General features: G+C 33.7%; 19 protein-coding genes. 11 read left to right on the top strand and 8 right to left on the bottom strand.

Annotated elements, in window-relative coordinates:
* The first annotated feature begins 79 nt into the window (after nt 1–79).
* From BW926_RS07835 to murI, 5 genes are all read left to right on the top strand, one after another.
* Complete coding sequence (locus tag BW926_RS07835) at nt 80–1,156, top strand: PASTA domain-containing protein (protein ID WP_076445912.1); 1,077 nt, start codon at nt 80–82, stop codon at nt 1,154–1,156.
* 72 nt (nt 1,157–1,228) lie between these two features.
* Complete coding sequence (locus BW926_RS07830) at nt 1,229–2,302, top strand: RluA family pseudouridine synthase (RefSeq protein ID WP_076445909.1); 1,074 nt, start codon at nt 1,229–1,231, stop codon at nt 2,300–2,302.
* Nucleotides 2,303–2,353: 51 nt separating this feature from the next.
* The gene (locus tag BW926_RS07825; RefSeq protein ID WP_076445907.1) at nt 2,354–3,304 is read left to right on the top strand and encodes a PorP/SprF family type IX secretion system membrane protein; all 951 of its coding nucleotides are present in this window, start codon (nt 2,354–2,356) and stop codon (nt 3,302–3,304) included.
* Nucleotides 3,305–3,355: 51 nt separating this feature from the next.
* Nucleotides 3,356–4,480, top strand: a complete 1,125-nt coding sequence (gene hemW / locus BW926_RS07820) for a radical SAM family heme chaperone HemW (RefSeq protein WP_076445905.1) — start codon at nt 3,356–3,358, stop codon at nt 4,478–4,480.
* 99 nt (nt 4,481–4,579) lie between these two features.
* On the top strand, nt 4,580–5,410 hold the full coding sequence (gene murI / locus BW926_RS07815; RefSeq protein WP_076445904.1) for a glutamate racemase: 831 nt from the start codon (nt 4,580–4,582) through the stop codon (nt 5,408–5,410).
* A gap of 255 nt (nt 5,411–5,665) precedes the next feature.
* On the opposite strand, the gene BW926_RS07810 is transcribed toward murI, so the two are convergent.
* Nucleotides 5,666–6,265: a nitroreductase family protein gene (locus BW926_RS07810; RefSeq protein ID WP_076445902.1), complete on the bottom strand. Its 600-nt coding sequence runs from the start codon at nt 6,263–6,265 to the stop codon at nt 5,666–5,668.
* Between the two features lie 84 nt (nt 6,266–6,349).
* On the opposite strand from BW926_RS07810, the gene BW926_RS07805 reads away from it, so the two are divergent.
* Nucleotides 6,350–6,697, top strand: a complete 348-nt coding sequence (locus BW926_RS07805; RefSeq protein WP_076445900.1) for a winged helix-turn-helix transcriptional regulator — start codon at nt 6,350–6,352, stop codon at nt 6,695–6,697.
* 26 nt (nt 6,698–6,723) lie between these two features.
* Here the strand turns inward: BW926_RS07805 and BW926_RS07800 are convergent, their stop codons facing one another.
* From BW926_RS07800 to BW926_RS07775, 7 genes are all read right to left on the bottom strand, one after another.
* The gene (locus BW926_RS07800; RefSeq protein WP_076445898.1) at nt 6,724–7,302 is read right to left on the bottom strand and encodes an RsmD family RNA methyltransferase; all 579 of its coding nucleotides are present in this window, start codon (nt 7,300–7,302) and stop codon (nt 6,724–6,726) included.
* Nucleotides 7,303–7,372: 70 nt separating this feature from the next.
* On the bottom strand, nt 7,373–8,089 hold the full coding sequence (locus BW926_RS07795; protein WP_076445896.1) for a DUF3822 family protein: 717 nt from the start codon (nt 8,087–8,089) through the stop codon (nt 7,373–7,375).
* Nucleotides 8,090–8,107: 18 nt separating this feature from the next.
* Nucleotides 8,108–8,602 (bottom strand): Smr/MutS family protein, encoded by a 495-nt coding sequence (locus BW926_RS07790; RefSeq protein ID WP_076445894.1) that lies wholly within the window; start codon nt 8,600–8,602, stop codon nt 8,108–8,110.
* Nucleotides 8,603–8,682: 80 nt separating this feature from the next.
* Nucleotides 8,683–9,180 carry a metallophosphoesterase family protein gene (locus tag BW926_RS07785; RefSeq protein ID WP_076445892.1) on the bottom strand — a complete coding sequence of 166 codons (498 nt, stop codon included), beginning with the start codon at nt 9,178–9,180 and terminating at the stop codon, nt 8,683–8,685.
* Complete coding sequence (locus BW926_RS07780; RefSeq protein ID WP_076445890.1) at nt 9,177–9,695, bottom strand: HEAT repeat domain-containing protein; 519 nt, start codon at nt 9,693–9,695, stop codon at nt 9,177–9,179. The genes BW926_RS07785 and BW926_RS07780 overlap by 4 nt, the downstream gene beginning before the upstream one ends.
* Nucleotides 9,696–9,848: 153 nt before the next feature.
* On the bottom strand, nt 9,849–10,067 hold the full coding sequence (locus tag BW926_RS14205) for a hypothetical protein (protein ID WP_143756519.1): 219 nt from the start codon (nt 10,065–10,067) through the stop codon (nt 9,849–9,851).
* Between the two features lie 105 nt (nt 10,068–10,172).
* Complete coding sequence (locus BW926_RS07775) at nt 10,173–10,649, bottom strand: SixA phosphatase family protein (RefSeq protein WP_076445980.1); 477 nt, start codon at nt 10,647–10,649, stop codon at nt 10,173–10,175.
* Nucleotides 10,650–10,760: 111 nt separating this feature from the next.
* Between BW926_RS07775 and ruvX the strand changes: the two genes are divergently transcribed.
* The 5 genes from ruvX to BW926_RS07750 all read left to right on the top strand — a co-directional run bounded on the left by ruvX (nt 10,761) and on the right by BW926_RS07750 (nt 14,211).
* Nucleotides 10,761–11,177: a Holliday junction resolvase RuvX gene (gene ruvX, locus BW926_RS07770; RefSeq protein WP_076445888.1), complete on the top strand. Its 417-nt coding sequence runs from the start codon at nt 10,761–10,763 to the stop codon at nt 11,175–11,177.
* Nucleotides 11,174–11,746 carry a peptide deformylase gene (gene def, locus BW926_RS07765; RefSeq protein WP_076445885.1) on the top strand — a complete coding sequence of 191 codons (573 nt, stop codon included), beginning with the start codon at nt 11,174–11,176 and terminating at the stop codon, nt 11,744–11,746. The genes ruvX and def overlap by 4 nt, the downstream gene beginning before the upstream one ends.
* A gap of 98 nt (nt 11,747–11,844) precedes the next feature.
* Nucleotides 11,845–12,402, top strand: a complete 558-nt coding sequence (locus tag BW926_RS07760) for a DUF5606 family protein (RefSeq protein WP_076445882.1) — start codon at nt 11,845–11,847, stop codon at nt 12,400–12,402.
* A 160-nt stretch (nt 12,403–12,562) separates the two neighbouring features.
* A complete protein-coding gene (gene mazG, locus BW926_RS07755) occupies nt 12,563–13,336 on the top strand; it encodes a nucleoside triphosphate pyrophosphohydrolase (protein WP_076445880.1) in 774 nt (257 codons plus the stop codon).
* Between the two features lie 5 nt (nt 13,337–13,341).
* The gene (locus BW926_RS07750; RefSeq protein ID WP_083672284.1) at nt 13,342–14,211 is read left to right on the top strand and encodes a hypothetical protein; all 870 of its coding nucleotides are present in this window, start codon (nt 13,342–13,344) and stop codon (nt 14,209–14,211) included.
* Nucleotides 14,212–14,247 lie beyond the last annotated feature (36 nt).

The raw sequence follows: 14,247 nt of genomic DNA, 5'->3' as shown, positions 1-14,247 counted from the left end.
AAAGTGAAATGTGTTAAATAAAAATCACATTCTAAAATTATTAGTTATATTTGCTGTCTAATTTATAGTAATTTTAAGTATGCTTAAATCACTTTTCAATTGGAAAGTTTTACTGAACTTAGTTGTAGCCATTGGTGTTTTCGTAGGGTTGGTTTGGCTTACATTCCGTTGGTTAGAATACCACACCAATCATGGTCAGGAAATTCCCGTTCCTAATATTGTCAATAAATCTGTGCAGGAAGCCATCAAAATCTTAGATGACTCTGGACTGGAGTATGAGGTAGATAGTTTTAAGTATGACCCAAAATATAGACCTTTCCAAGTATTACAGGTGTATCCGGCTCCGGGTTCCCGTGTAAAGAATGGAAGATCTATTCAGCTGAAAGTAAATCCTAGAACCTGGGCGAGAGTAGAGGTTCCTGATGTAATAAATAAATATTCCGGCCTTGCTTTCCAGAGATTGGAGCAGGTAGGATTAAAGGTAGGTGACACGCTTTTCGAGCCAAGTATCCAAAAAGATGCTGTTTTAAGGATTTTATTTAAAGGAAATCCCGTAAAACCTAAAACGAAACTTCCGAGATTCTCGATGGTAGATGTTGTAATCGGATCCGGGCCAATGAGAAATATCTCCATTCCTAATGTAGTGGGGTTAACCGTAAAAGAGGCCAGAGCTGTGATCGCAAGAAGCATGTTTGAGGTAGGCCTTGTGGAGCATGAAGATGGAAGCAAGGATGAATCTGATATTATTTATTATCAGGATCCTGCGGCTGGAGACGTCCGCGACCAGGGAATGCAGATTGATCTTTGGGCAAGTAAGAAAACACCTGCTGAGCTGAGTGCAAAAATTGAACAGCTGAACTCTATCTATAGAATGAAGGTGGATACAGGGCTTCCGCCAATTGAGTATCATGAGATTCCTGCTCATCAGGAACCTAATTTTGATGCGCCGCCGGCAGCACCCGCTCCGAGAAAGGAAAATCCTAAGCCGGCAGAGGTAAAAACTTCTGATGCTCCAAAAACAATTACTTCAAAACCTACTGCAACAAATGAAAATAAACCCAAAGCACCCACAAATATCAGTGGCAATACAGCTTCAGGGAATAAAACTGCCACCACAACAGAAAAGCCAAAAGCTAAAAAGGTAGTTGTAGAATAATACTAAAATATTATTAAAAATACAGGCTTCAACTTTCATTATGTTGAAGCTTTTTGTTTAAAAAATAAAACAATGACAGAAGATAACGAAGATTTTTTAGATGAAGAATTATTAAGCCAAAACAATATTGATAATCTCGATATTGATGAGGAAAATAAAGGGTTGTATGAGCATCTCAATATCACTGTTGATAAAAGCCAGGAACCTTTAAGGATAGATAAATTTTTATTGATTTTTCGTCAGAATTCTTCGAGAAATAAAATCTCCCAGACCTGCAGGGCAGGAAATGTGATTGTAAACGGAACTCCGGTTAAACAAAACTACCGCGTAAAGCCCGGAGACCAGATTTCTGTATTGCTGGCACACCCTCCGAGGGAAAACGTTATCATCCCGCAAAATATTCCTATTAATATCATATACGAAGATGACGATTTAGTCGTTGTTGATAAAGATGCAGGAATGGTTGTCCATCCGGGGTTTGGGAACTGGGATGGGACGTTGGTGAATGCCTTAGCTTATCATTTTGAACAGAATAATGAAAAATCTGATCTGGACAGGGTAGGACTGGTTCACAGGATTGACAAAGATACTTCCGGACTTTTAGTGATTGCTAAAAATGAATATGCTTTAAGCTTTCTCGCTAAGCAGTTTTTTGAAAGAAAAACAAAAAGGCTTTACTGGGCTTTTGTTTGGGGGAATGTACAGGATGATGAAGGTACTATACGTGGCCATATCGGTCGCCATCCGAAAAACAGAATGCAGATGCACACTTATGAAGATGGAAGCCAGGGTAAACATGCCGTTACCCATTATAAAGTTTTAGAAAGATTTAAATATATGACCTGGGTAGAGTGTAAGCTGGAAACAGGAAGAACCCACCAGATCAGGGCGCACTTCAAACATATCGGTCACACCCTGTTTAATGATGAAAGATATGAAGGTCATACTCCACTAAGAGGAGTGAATCTTCCTAAGTATAAGCAGTTTATAAAAAATGTCTTTGAAGTTTTGCCCAGACATGCACTTCATGCCCATACTTTAGGATTTATACATCCTACCACAAAGAAGGAATTATATTTTGAAAGCCCAATGCCGAAAGATATGGAGGATGCTGTAAAAAAATGGAGAAAATATTTAGAAAACTAAAAATATATTGAGAATTTTTTTATATTTGTTGAATTGAAATCAAGATTTGTTATGAGAAAACTATATGCTATCGTATGTTTAGCTCTTTTGTCAAATGCATACAAAGCACAAGAAACTTTACCGTACTATCAACAATACCTTTTAGATGGTGAGTTTCTGTTCAACCCGGCACAATACGGAAAAACAGACTATGTGCAGCTTAATCTTAACTATCAACAGCAATTTTCTAAGTTCGCAGAATCTCCAAATGTACAATCAATTGGTATCAATGCGAACATTTTTGATAGAGTAGGAGCAGGTATCTCTGTATTCAGAGACAGCAACGGGCCTATTTCTGCAGGTGGTATTACGGCGGGTGCTTCATATTTTATTCCTCTTAGCAGTGAAGGAGACAGAAAAGACCAATTCTCTTTCGGTACAAGTGTGAGCTTCTATAATATGAATTTTGATTATTCAAAAATTAATACTCAGGATGCTTCAGACCCTTTATTACAAGGTAATGAGAGTAATATCTTCATGGCTTATGCCAACTTCGGTGTGGCAGCGACATATAGAAATATCTTTGCTGGGGTTTCTGTAAACGACATTGCTCTTACTAATGACGAAGCTATCGTGAATGGACGTGAACCTTCTCCTATCAAATTCTTCTTAAACTTAGGATATGACTGGCATGTAGGAGATAACATCTATTTCACTCCTTCAGCTTTAATTAACCTGAATACGAACTCTACAAGAACAATAGATTATAACCTAATGGGAACGTTCTTCAACGATATTAATTCATTCTCTTTCGGGGTAAGCTACAGATCTGTTCAGAATAGATTCGATAGCCAGCAATTACAGATTGCACCGGTAGTAAAAGTAAGATTCAACAAATTTATGGTGGGTGCTACTTACAATATCGGATTGTCTGATATTCAGGAATATGGAGGAAACAGCTTCATGATCGGGTTAGGATATAACTTCGATAATTTCATTAACCACAGAGGTTATAGATATTAATTCATTTAAATTAAATAAATTTGAGCTCTGAATTTTTTCAGAGCTTTTTTAATGATTTATATTCACATTCCTTTTTGTAAGCAAAAATGCAGCTATTGTAATTTTCACTTTTCAACATCTTTGGGTTTTAAGGATGAAATGCTGGCTGCGATGAAGACGGAAATCTTTTTGAGGAAAGATGAGCTGCAAAGCAAAAATTTACGATCTCTTTATTTCGGCGGCGGAACCCCGTCAATACTCACACCAGATGAGATCAAAACGTTGATTGATGAGGTTTTAAAACATTTCACCTTTGAAAATGATATTGAAATTACATTAGAAGCCAACCCTGATGATTTGGATAAGAGTTTTTTAAGAGGTCTGTCAGGTTCATCTATCAATCGTTTATCAATCGGTACTCAGAGCTTTTTTGAAGATGATTTAAAATTAATGAATCGTGCACATACAGCAAATGAAGCGGAAGATTCTATCAAAAGGTCCCAAGACTTCGGATTCGAAAATTTAAGTATTGACTTAATCTACGGTTCACCAACTTCTAATCTCAAAATCTGGAAAGAAAATTTAAACAAAACCGTTGCGCTAGAAGTTCCCCATATTTCGTCCTACGCTTTGACGATTGAGTCCAAAACAGCTTTGGAAAACTGGATTTCTAAAGGGAAAGTGAAAAGCCCAAGAGAAGAGGAACAAAATAAAGAATTCTACTATTTATCGGATTTTCTAAAAAATAACGGTTTTGAACATTACGAAGTTTCCAATTTTGCAAAACCGGGTTTTTACTCAAGGCATAATTCTGGCTATTGGAAATACAAGGAATATTTAGGAATTGGCCCTTCGGCACATTCTTACAATGGTTTTGACATAAGAAGCTGGAATGTGGCTAATAATCAGCAATACATTAAGAAGTTAAATTCCAATCTTTTGGCGAAAGAAGAGGAGGTTCTTTCTATGGAAGATCAGTTTAATGAAATGATTATGATTGGTTTAAGGACCATCTGGGGTGTTGATCTTGAAAACTTAAAGCAAAAATTTAATGGTAGAATTTTGGAGCATTTCCAAAACGAAACTAAATCAAAATTAGAAGAAAAAGTTTTAATTATTGAAGGCAATCACTTAAAAATTCCTGAAAAGCATTGGTTCATGGCAGACGGAATTGCTTCGGATCTGTTTATAGTTTAAAATAATAATAAAGATGCTTCGACAAGCTCAGTATCTCTTTTAAACATGATATATTGTCACACAAATTTCACTATTTTTGTATAAAATTTCAACTCAATTTTGAAGACTAAAAAACAAGATTATTCGCATCTTTCACCCAAGCAGCCTATCGGTATTTTTGATAGTGGAGTTGGAGGATTAACGGTGGCCAAAGAGATAAAAAGACTCCTTCCCAACGAAGATCTTATCTATTTCGGGGATACAAAACATCTTCCTTATGGTGAAAAATCTAAAGAAGCGATTATCGAATATTCTACAAAAATCACCAACTTTTTGTTGGAACAAAACTGTAAAGCCATTGTAATTGCCTGTAATACAGCAACTGCCAACGCTTTGAATGAAGTGATGCAGTCTGTTGCGGGAAAAGTTCCAGTGATTGATGTGATCAACCCTGTAGCGGAAAAAGTTTCATATGAAATTCATAATAACGTGGGAGTAATTGCTACGAAAGCAACGGTAAATTCTGGGCTTTACAAGAAAAGCATTAGAAAACATAATAAATGGATCAAAGTGGATGAGCTGGCAACACCTTTGCTGGTTCCTGCGATTGAAGAAGGATTTAAAAATCACCCGATTACCCATGCAATTATTTATAATTACTTAAGCAATAGCAAATTAAAAAATATTGAAACGTTGATTTTAGGCTGTACTCATTATCCTTTATTGATCGATGAAATCAAACAGTATTACGGAAACCGTGTTCGTGTGATCGATTCTCCGAATATTGTTGCCAATCATCTGAAAATTATTTTAGACAAGTTTAATCTGCTGAATGATCAGAACCCTAAGCCAAATTATCATTTTTACCTTTCGGATCTGACAAAAAACTTCGAAAAAATATCAAAGAAATTCTTTGGAAAATCAATTGACTTAGAATTAAAAGTATTATAAAACAAAAGAGGCTGTCTCAAAAGGTAAACTAATGCTCTGAGAATCTCCTAAATGACAAAATTTGTAAGACAAGGAGTCCGAGAGAGGCGTATTTTTGAGACAACCTCTTTTGTATATCAGTTTATTATTTACCCAGTTTGTCATCCCGTAGGGATCTAAGTATAGTATTAGAAAATAGACAGGAAAGATTCGAGCCTAGACCCCTACGGGATGACAAACCAGGTGAAAATACTCCCAAAATTTAAAACATATTATTTAAAATTCTAAAATAATCTTCTTGGATTCAAGTCTTTTCTTTGGAGTATGAATAGGTTGGTTTTTATCGTTTTCAGATTTTACACCAATTGTAACAGCAAATAAACTTTCATATTTTTTATTATTTAAAATAGTATCATATTTATCATTTTCTATTCCTTCCATTGGTGTGGAATCGATTTCCATCATTGCACAGGCGGAAAGCAAAACACCAAGAGAAAGATAAACCTGATGTTTCAGCCAGGATTTAATTTCAACTTCACCTTTTGGTTTCACAAAAGTTTTATAATAATTGATAGAACCTTCGGGAAGATTTTCTTTAATTTGCTTTTCAAAATCTTCGGGATTTTTGATTACCTGAAATACAATTAAATAACTACTGTCCAATATTTTTTCTTTATTAAAATAGGAAACCTCAGCAAGTTTTTCTTTTGTTTCAGAATTGTTCACAAAAACAAAATTCCATGGCTGACTGTTGATTGAAGAGGGGCTTAAATGCAAAATTTCTTTAAGGGTCTGTATCTGCTCTTCACTTATTGTACCTTGAGGATCATACTTTTTTACGGTATATCTCTTTTTCATTTGTTCTAAAAAATTCATAATTTTTATACTATATTCTTTATAGTTGCAAAACTAATTTAAGTTTAATACATTTGCAATAACGGTCAAAAATGATAGTATAAAATGTATTTAATTGACAATAAAGAATATCCTTGCTGTACGACGGTTACAATGAGGTTTATAGGTGGAAAATGGAAGGCGGTAATTTTACATTATCTTGTAGATGGTTCGAAGCGATATAATGAATTACGAAAACTTATTCCTACAATTACGGAAAGAACTTTAAGTCTTCAATTAAAACAGTTGGAAGACGATAATATTATTAACAGAAAAGTTTATACAGAAAAGCCTCCTTTAATGGTAGAATATACATTAACAGATTTTGGAAAAACGCTGCTTCCTGTATTACAAGAAATTGCAAAATGGGGAGAAAGTGCGGTTGTAGCTTCTGAAAAAGTTGAAGCTATCTAAAGAATTGTCATAAAAAATCAGGAAAATTATTCTTGATTATCTGTGTTTTCTTCTTTATTTGGTTCAAAAAAACTAAAACTTACATTTCCGTATTTTCTGGTATCAATTAAATTCGGATGATCAAATTTCATTCGGCTTTGGTGTTCTACAACCAAAACTCCATTATTTTTAAGGTATCTATTGTTTAGAACTAATGAAATAATTTCCTGATATTTTTTCTTCTCCGTTTCGAAAGGTGCATCAGAAAAGACAATTTCGAAAGATTTTTTGTTTCTGAATTTCTTCAGCCAATCAAAAACATCCCCTCGTTGAACGTTGATTTGCAAAGCCATATCCAGATCTGCAGCAGTAGAATTTATAAACGCTGTATGTTTCGGATTCATTTCCACAGAAGTTATATCCTGACATCCTCTCGAAGCAAATTCTAAGGTGAGAGAACCGATTCCGGCGAAAAGATCCAGGACGGAGATCGACTGCATATCATATTTGTTTTCCAAAATACTGAATAATGCCTCCTTTGCAAAATCGGTTGTAGGTCTTACATCAAAATTTTTCGGAGCTGCTATTTTTTTTGCTTTCCATTTACCTGAAATTATTCTGTACATAGTTTGTTGGATTTAGGTTGTAGATAAAAGGTCGCAGGAAAGCCAAAACATGCCATCTGATGCCTGCAATCTAATTTAATATAAAGTTTTTGTTCGGAATATTGTCAAATACAATTTTCAGATTCATTACAAATTTTTGTAATTCTGAAATAAAAGTTTCATTTTCCGTAGTTTCCCCGTAAGCAAAAAAATTGGTCTCATTAATCCCGAAACCTATTTTGCTTAAAGTAAACATAATGAAATAAAGAAAATCAACCTCAGAATTTACATCAAGATTATTGTATAAAATAATTTTTTTATTGTCTATCGCAAAAAATTCACACTGACTATGGTAAAGGTTGATATGAATCTCCTTATTATTTTTATTGTGGATTGAATTTAGAAACCTTTCTCCGGAAAAATTAAAATTAACAGGTAAAGCTAACTCTTTTATCTTTTTATAAAAGTTTTTCGGAAAAGTATAATAAAACTGAACTTTAAATTTTTCATTAACGGAAAGCATAAGTTCTTCTTTTTCCTTGTCAACAGGCGCATTGTAGGCAATAAGCTCATATCCTGTCTCATGTTGTGAAAAACCTTCAGGCATTAGCGTGAAATGATTCAATGCGGAAATCACCTGAATTTCATCAAATCTTTGTTTAATCAACACATCATCAAGTTTGTCAGCAATGAAATTTTCCGGAGATTCTTCATCTACGAAATAAGATTTTTCTTCAAAAATGCTTTTGTTTTTAGCTATCTGATAGGTCAATCCGTCTTTTGTAAAAAGTAATTTAAGTACGTTCATATTTCAATTCCTGCAAATTTAGTGAAATTCTACCATTACAGCACCCGATTGATGATGAAGAATTTCCTTATTATAAAAATCCAGATTAGTTTGGTTTTCTAGTATGTCCCAAACCAATTTTTGTAAAACTCCATCTCCGATGCCGTGAACAATTTCCAGTCTTTTTAGATAATGCTTTCTACAGAACTCCAATGCCTCCAGTAATTTTTCCTTTTGAATAAAAAGCCTTTCAAAGCTATCGTAATCATTGGGGTTTTTAACCAAGTTAGGAAAATGAAGATCTAAAACCAACGGATTACGCTGGTGTTTTTTTGAAATATTTTTTTGAGGTTCTGCTTTTTTTACAACTTTAATATTTTCATAAAAATCAGAAATTTTAGGAACCAATTTTTCTTTAGGATATTGATGTGTAAATCCGAATTCATCTTTAAAAAAGACAATATTTCCTTTAACGGACGTAATAATTCCGCTCAAATCTTCATCTACCACAGCAATTTTATCGCCTATTTTCATAATTATTTGTAAGTGTGAGGAACTCACAATCATTTAATATTCTTAATTCCTCAATTGTTCTTAATGATTTAAACATAATTTTAAACCTTCGGTCCCAATTCGATAATCTCCAAATCCTCAATTTCACTTCCATCAATCACAAAACGCATCATCGTTCTCATTTTATGCCAGCCTTGCTTTCCACAGGCACCCGGATTCAGATGAAGCAGATTATTTTTATCATCAAAGATCGCCTTCAAAATATGTGAATGTCCTGAGATAAATAATTTTGGAGTTTTTTCAGAAATTTCTTTTTTTGCTAAAAGAGTATATTTTCCGGGATAACCACCTATATGAATCATCAAAACTTCTACATTTTCGCAGATAAAACGATTCACTTCAGGAAATTCGGAACGGATTTTTGTATTGTCAATATTTCCGTAGACTCCTCTTAATGGTTTGATTTTTTCAAGTTGTTCGATAACATCCATACTTCCAAAATCTCCGCCATGCCAAATTTCATCGGCCTGTTGAGCGTATTCTAAAATTCTGTCATCAATATAGGAGTGAGAATCGGAAAGGAGGAGAATTTTAATCATTTTTCTGCAACTTTTATTGCTTTTTGATATATCTTTTTGATGCTGTTCTTTTCCTCTTTCTCACAAATATCTTTAAGGGATGGGAGTAGTTTATTTTTTAGATTTTCATTAATATTTAAAATTTCACTTAATGCAAAAGCAGCACTCCATCGTACAACAGTTCCTTCATGAGTAGTATTTTCAATAAGTTTCGTGATGGGATCATAAAGATTTTCAGGAAAATGCTTTGCTGTATTTCCTATAACTTTGGCGCTTTCCCATTTTATTCTGGGCGCTTTCGCAGATAAGTTTTCTGTGACAAAATCAAAAGTTTCCTGATCTAGAAGATTAGATTTTTTTTGGGTAGAAAACTCTAGAGCTTCTATACAATTTGCTTTTATAGGATCTTTTGATAAAGATGCAAAGTGAATAAGCTCTTTTAATGAAATTTCTCCATTTAAAACAAAATCAGAAATTATTTCGACTTTATCATTACTTTTTGTGGATTTGTCTGTAAAAACTTCTTTTAAATTCATAGTTTTTGGAAATTCTTCAAATATACAGAATTTATTAGTTTACATAATTTATATATATTTTTTTTAAATTATTAATAATGAAGGAGAAACTTTCTTTTTTCTTTTAACAGTCACAGGTTGAGGAGAATACGAGATATATTAATGCAGAATACCTTAAAAGCCTCCGATGTTCCCGGAGTGTCTGTCGAAATGATCAAAGATTGAAAAGTCGTTTATTTCGGACAAGTCTTGCCATTTTCGCATACGAAGGAAAAGTGAATTGGGACGATAAAGTTTCAAAATATATCCCTGAATTTCAAACATATGATGCATTCTCAAAATAAAAGACCATAAAAAAGACTGCTCTTTTGAGACAGACTCTTCTCTTTTCAAACGGAGAAAAAAGGTTTTAGCCAAAATTTATTTAATAAAAAAAACTTACAATTGATCATTCATTTTCATAATTTCGACAATTTCACAAGAGTTTACATTAAAAAATTAAAGCTTTCCGGGATCATAGAAAAATAGTAATTTCTTTTTAGCCCCATCAAATTCTGACCACGAATTGCAGTCGATCTCAAAACCTGCAACGCCACAAGTCGGGAAATGGAAAATATCTTCAGAAATAGAGTTTGCAAAATTTGAAATTCCATTATTATGAGAAAAGAAAGCTACCGAATCATGTCTATCATCAAGATCATAAATTATTGATTCAAAATTGCTTTCCGAAGGATTGTAAAGTTTTTCATTTGTTGTAATATTAATATGGTAACTCTGATTAAAAATCTTACAGGTATTCAAGGCACGCACAGCTGGGCTCGAAACGAAAGAATCGATGAAAATCTGATTGTTTTTCATAAATCGTGACATCTGCAAGGCTTCTTCTAACCCCTTGTCTGCCAAGGGCCTGTCAAAATCCTCTGTCTCTTCCGGCCAGTCGCTTTTTGCATGTCTTACAAGGATAAGTTTTTTCATATTATTGCTTTTTGGAAAATTAAAATTATAAAAAATAATGGAATAAAACATATTTATAAAAAAAACTGTGTTTGAAATAAAATCATTAAAATTTATTAAATTTGCAAACTTATGGGACAAATGCTTGCGATAGACTATGGAAGGGCCCGTTGTGGCATTGCTATAACGGATGATATGCAGATTATAGCAAGTGGTTTGGAGACTGTACCAACTTCATTTTTAATGGAATTTCTAAGAAAATATTTCAATGAAAATAAGGTAGATGAAGTAGTGGTAGGCCTTCCTGTAGATTTGAAAGGAAATATTTCAGAGATAGAAACGGATATTTTGAAGTTTCTGGAAATTTTTCAAGAAGAATTTCCAACGATTAAAATTAATCGATTCGATGAAAGATTTACATCCAAAATGGCTTCGTTTTTTATTTCACAAAGCGGAAAAAGTAAAAAACAGAGACAGGAAAAAGGATTAATAGATAAAATAAGCGCAACCATCATATTGCAAAATTTTTTAGAACAAAGAACAAGATGATTTTACCGATAAGAGCCTTTGGGGACCCAGTTTTGAGAAAAGTAGGAAAGGATATTGATAAAGATTATCCTGAGCTGCAAGAGTTGATAGGAAGCATGTTTGATACCATGTATAGCGCTAATGGCATAGGATTAGCTGCACCGCAAATCGGCCTTGATATCCGTCTGTTTATAGTGGATGTGAGTCCTTTGGCCGAAGATGAAGATTATGAAGATATTAAGGATGAGCTGGCAGAATTCAAAAAAGTATTTATAAATGCTAAGATTCTTGAAGAATCCGGTGAGGAATGGAAGTTCAATGAAGGATGTCTTTCGATTCCTGATGTAAGAGAAGATGTGAAAAGAAAAGGAACAATCCTGATTGAATATTATGACGAAAATTTTGTAAAACATACGGAAACTTTTTCCGATATTAGAGCCCGTGTAATTCAGCATGAGTATGATCACATTGAGGGTATTTTATTTACAGACCATTTAAGCGCTCTTAAAAAAAAGCTGGTAAAAGGAAAGCTGACGAAAATTACCCAAGGTGACGTAAGCATCAGTTATAAAATGAGATTTCCAAAATAAATAAGGATAAAAAAATAAAAATAATACAGAGCAAAAAGTTTCGTACCGAGCTTGCCGAAGTACTGAAAAATGATTGCAGATTTACAAAAAATTAAAATATGCTGTTAGAAAAAATAATTTCAATTTCTGGAAAACCAGGACTTTACAAATTAGTTTCTCAATTAAGAAACGGATTTATTATTGAAGATGTTACAACAAAGAAAAAAGTAAGCATTGGAAACTCCAGCCAGGTAAGTTTATTGGATAACATCGCGATGTTTACATTTGAAAAAGAAGTTCCTTTGTTCGAAGTTTTTGAAAATATTGCTAAAAACTATGATTACAAAGAAGCGATCCCTCACAAATCAAGCGATGCAGAATTGAAAGAATTCATGCTGACATCTCTTCCAAACTATGATACGGAAAGAGTGTATGCTTCCGATATTAAAAAATTGGCTCAATGGTACAATATTCTTCAGAAAGCAGGATATATCACTCCTGAGAGCTTCGTAAAAGCTGAGCCTGAAACATTGGAAGGTACACCTGCAAAAGAGGCGAGTATAGAAAAAGAAGCTCCTAAGAAAGCTTCGAAAACAGAGAAGCCTGCCACTTCGAAAGTTAAAGCTACCTCTGCTGCAAAAGCGGCTCCAAAAAGCACACACAGAAAACAAGGATAATTCATCTTTGATTTAAATTATAAAGCTTTGTCATTTTAGGCAGAGCTTTTTTATTAAGCTCAACAAGCCTAATAGGTTTTTAAAACCTGTTAGGTTTTGGTATTGAAAACAATGCATTAAATTTCATTCCTTAAATTTGTAAGACTTGAACTCTCAAACTATGAACACCAAACAAGAAAAACTGGAAGCTTTCGGAAGATTATTAGACATTATGGATGATCTGCGTGAAAAATGTCCGTGGGATCAGAAACAGACACTGCAATCGTTGCGCCATCTAACTTTAGAAGAAACGTATGAACTTTCAGATGCTATTTTACAGGAAAATTTACAGGAAATAAAAAAAGAATTAGGAGATGTTTTGCTGCATTTGGTTTTTTACGCAAAAATCGGTTCCGAGAAAGGAAATTTCGATATAGCAGATGTTATTAATTCTTTAAACGAAAAACTGATTTTCCGCCATCCACATATTTACGGAGATACAGAAGTGAAGGATGAAGAAGAAGTAAAGCAGAATTGGGAAAAATTAAAACTGAAAGAAGGAAATACATCTATTTTGGGCGGTGTACCGAAAAGTTTGCCGAGCTTGGTGAAAGCTTACAGGATTCAGGATAAAGTAAAAGGAATCGGCTTTGAATTTCATGATGCGGAAGATGCTTGGAAAAAGGTGGATGAAGAAATTAAGGAATTTCATGCAGAAACAGATTTGGATAAAAAAGAGCAGGAATTGGGCGATGTGTTTTTTTCCCTGATTAATTATGCCCGAATCTCAGGAATTAATCCCGATTCAGCATTGGAAAGAACCAATCTGAAGTTTATTTCAAGATTTCAGCAAATGGAAAATATCGCTTTGGAAAGAGATTTAAAATTAGCAGATATGTCTTTGGGAGAAATGGATTTGCTTTGGGAAGAAGCAAAAATTTTAAATAAAAATTAATGAAAATGAGTATTTTTTATGCGGTAACGGTAATGGTATTTCTTGGCTGCAACCCAAAAATAGATCAACCTCAAACCGATTCTTTAAAAGTAGAATTTTCTTTGCCTAAAAAACTTAAAGAAGTCTCGGGAATTATTTTATCAAAGAATAAAAGTATCATTTGGGCAATAGAAGATCAAGGGAATAAAAATGTTATTTATGGGCTAGATCAAAAGGGAAATCTTACGAGCGATGTTTTAGTAGAAAAAGCTGAAAACTATGACTGGGAAGACATCACCTCTGATCCTCAAGGAAATATTTATATTGGAGATTTTGGGAATAACGAAAACGACAGACAGGATTTAGCTATTTTAAAAGTTGATTTGAAAGATGCTTCCCAAAGAGCCACGAAGGTTATTCAAACCACAAAATTTCATTACGAAGGCCAGAAAGATTTTCCGCCAAAAAAATCAAACTGGTTATACGATTGTGAAGCTTTTGTAGAAATGGATGGATATTTTTATCTCTTTACAAAAAACAGAAGCAAAGGTTTCGACGGAACTTTCATGGTTTTCCAGATTCCGAATAAGGAGGGGAATTATGAAGCAAAACTAATAGGTAGATTGAAGCTTAAAGGTGGTTATAGCGATGCAGCAATTACATCTGCTGCCATCAACAGCAGCAAAAATAAAATCGTATTACTAACCCATAAAAATATTCATATTTTATCCGGATTTATGGCGGATGACTTTAGTAAGGCTGCAGTTCAGAAAATATCTTTACATCATAATTCGCAAAAGGAAGCAATAGTTTTTCAAGATGATAAAACATTGATGATTGCTGATGAAGCGGATAAAAAAACGGGAGGAAACATATATAAGTTTGATCTAAAATAAAAAATAACCAGTCTATTAAATTTTTTATCAAAAACT

Origin of the sequence: Chryseobacterium sp. RU37D (assembly GCF_900156075.1) — a bacterium.
Classification (GTDB): Bacteria; Bacteroidota; Bacteroidia; order Flavobacteriales; family Weeksellaceae; genus Chryseobacterium.
Note: the sequence above shows the minus strand (reverse complement) of the source record. Positions and strands in the feature narration are given on the sequence as shown.